Source organism: Exiguobacterium sp. s152 (assembly GCF_018618335.1).
GTDB lineage: Bacteria > Bacillota > Bacilli > Exiguobacteriales > Exiguobacteriaceae > Exiguobacterium > Exiguobacterium chiriqhucha.
In genome coordinates this window covers 1-3,006 of the sequence record NZ_JACSLX010000022.1, presented here as the reverse complement: position 1 = coordinate 3,006, position 3,006 = coordinate 1, and the positions used below count along the sequence as shown (strand labels likewise).

Below are 3,006 nucleotides of genomic sequence, written 5' to 3'. Positions count from 1 at the left end.
TTGTTCCTTGAAAACTGAAGATTCATCAAGACATCAAACCAATTATTTCACATATGGTCCGTGAGGACCGTGTGTCTTAGACGCTAGATCAAGGTAGAAAGGGCGTACGGTGGATGCCTTGGCACTAGGAGCCGATGAAGGACGCGACGAACAGCGAAATGCCCTGGGGAGTGGTAAGTACACATTGATCCAGGGGTATCCGAATGGGGGAACCCACCGCCGGGAGACTGGCGGGACACCCGTGTGAATACATAGCACGGCGTGAGGCAAACCCGGGGAACTGAAACATCTAAGTACCCGGAGGAAGAGAAAGAAAATTCGATTCCCTGAGTAGCGGCGAGCGAAACGGGAACAGCCCAAACCAGGAAGCATGCTTCCTGGGGTTGTAGGACACTCTATACGGAGTTACAAAGGGATAGGATAGGTGAACGACCTGGAAAGGTCGGCCAGAGAAGGTGACGGCCCTGTAGCCGAAATCGTATCCCCTCCAGAGTGGATCCTGAGTACGGCGGGACACGTGAAACCCCGTCGGAATCCGGGAGGACCATCTCCCAAGGCTAAATACTTCCTAGTGACCGATAGTGAACCAGTACCGTGAGGGAAAGGTGAAAAGCACCCCGGAAGGGGAGTGAAACAGATCCTGAAACCGTATGCCTACAAGTAGTCAGAGCCCGTTAACGGGTGATGGCGTGCCTTTTGTAGAATGAACCGGCGAGTTACGATGGCGGGCGAGGTTAAGCCGATGAGGCGGAGCCGCAGCGAAAGCGAGTCTGAATAGGGCGCATCAGTCCGTCGTCGTAGACCCGAAACCAGGTGATCTACCCATGTCCAGGATGAAGGTCAGGTAACACTGACTGGAGGTCCGAACCCACGCACGTTGAAAAGTGCGGGGATGAGGTGTGGGTAGCGGTGAAATGCCAATCGAACCTGGAGATAGCTGGTTCTCCCCGAAATAGCTTTAGGGCTAGCCTCGAGGTGTAGAGTTCCGGAGGTAGAGCACTGATTGGACTAGGGGCCCCCACAGGGTTACCGAATTCAGTCAAACTCCGAATGCCGGCAACTTGTACTCGGGAGTCAGACTGCGAGTGATAAGATCCGTAGTCGAAAGGGAAACAGCCCAGACCATCAGCTAAGGTCCCCAAGTGTATGTTAAGTGGAAAAGGATGTGGCGTTGCACAGACAACTAGGATGTTGGCTTAGAAGCAGCCACCATTCAAAGAGTGCGTAATAGCTCACTAGTCGAGTGACGCCGCGCCGAAAATGTAACGGGGCTAAACATACCACCGAAGCTATGGATCCCGTAAGGGATGGTAGGGGAGCGTTCCAAGCAGCAGTGAAGCGGTATCGTGAGGAGCCGTGGAGCGCTTGGAAGTGAGAATGCCGGTGTGAGTAGCGAAAAGAGGGGTGAGAATCCCCTCCGTCGAAAGCCCAAGGTTTCCTGAGGAAGGCTCGTCCGCTCAGGGTTAGTCTGGACCTAAGCCGAGGCCGAAAGGCGTAGGCGATGGACAACAGGTTGATATTCCTGTACCGCCGTACCACCGTTTGAACGATGGGGGGACGCAGAAGGATAAGGTAACCGTGCGACTGGAAGTGCACGGACAAGCAGCGAGGCCGTCGGGTTGGCAAATCCGCCCGGCACACAAGGTTGAGCTGTGACGTGGAGCCCGTAGGGCGAAGTACCGGATTTCACGCTGCCAAGAAAAGCCTCTAGTAAGGAGGTCGGCGCCAGTACCGTAAACCGACACAGGTAGGCGAGATGAGAATTCTAAGACGCGCGGGATAACTCTCGTTAAGGAACTCGGCAAAATGGTCCCGTAACTTCGGGAGAAGGGACGCTTATGGCAACATAAGCCGCAGTGAATAGGCCCAAACGACTGTTTAGCAAAAACACAGGTCTCTGCTAAATCGCAAGATGAAGTATAGGGGCTGACGCCTGCCCGGTGCTGGAAGGTTAAGGGGATGTGTCATCGCAAGAGAAGCACTGAACCGAAGCCCCAGTAAACGGCGGCCGTAACTATAACGGTCCTAAGGTAGCGAAATTCCTTGTCGGGTAAGTTCCGACCCGCACGAAAGGCGTAACGATTTGGGCACTGTCTCAACGAGAGACCCGGTGAAATCATAGTACCTGTGAAGATGCAGGTTACCCGCGACAGGACGGAAAGACCCCATGGAGCTTTACTACAGCCTGATATTGAGGCTTTGTACGCGATGTACAGGATAGGTGGGAGTTTGTGAAGCCGGAGCGCCAGCTTCGGTGGAGACACCCTTGGGATACCACCCTTTGCGTATAGAGTCTCTAACTCGCAGCCGTGATCCGGCTGGAGGACCGTGTCAGGTGGGTAGTTTGACTGGGGCGGTCGCCTCCTAAACAGTAACGGAGGCGCCCAAAGGTTCCCTCAGAATGGTTGGAAATCATTCGAAGAGTGCAAAGGCAGAAGGGAGCTTGACTGCGAGACCTACAAGTCGAGCAGGGACGAAAGTCGGGCTTAGTGATCCGGTGGTTCCGCATGGAAGGGCCATCGCTCAACGGATAAAAGCTACCCTGGGGATAACAGGCTGATCTCCCCCAAGAGTCCACATCGACGGGGAGGTTTGGCACCTCGATGTCGGCTCATCGCATCCTGGGGCTGGAGTAGGTCCCAAGGGTTGGGCTGTTCGCCCATTAAAGCGGTACGCGAGCTGGGTTCAGAACGTCGTGAGACAGTTCGGTCCCTATCCGTCGTGGGCGCAGGAAATTTGAGGAGAGCTGTCCTTAGTACGAGAGGACCGGGATGGACGCACCGCTGGTGTACCAGTTGTTCCGCCAGGAGCATCGCTGGGTAGCTACGTGCGGACGGGATAAGTGCTGAAAGCATCTAAGCATGAAGCCCCCTCCGAGATGAGATTTCCCTTTGAGCAATCAAGAAAGACCCCTCAGAGACGATGAGGTAGATAGGTCATGGGTGGAAGCACGGCGACGTGTGGAGCTGAATGATACTAATCGGTCGAGGCTTTGATCTAGTCTAA

General features: G+C 54.7%; 1 rRNA gene. It reads left to right on the top strand.

What is annotated here, in order from left to right:
- Positions 1-86 precede the first annotated feature (86 nt).
- Positions 87-3,000, top strand: a 23S ribosomal RNA gene (locus tag KNP72_RS15555).
- The last annotated feature ends 6 nt before the right edge of the window (positions 3,001-3,006 follow it).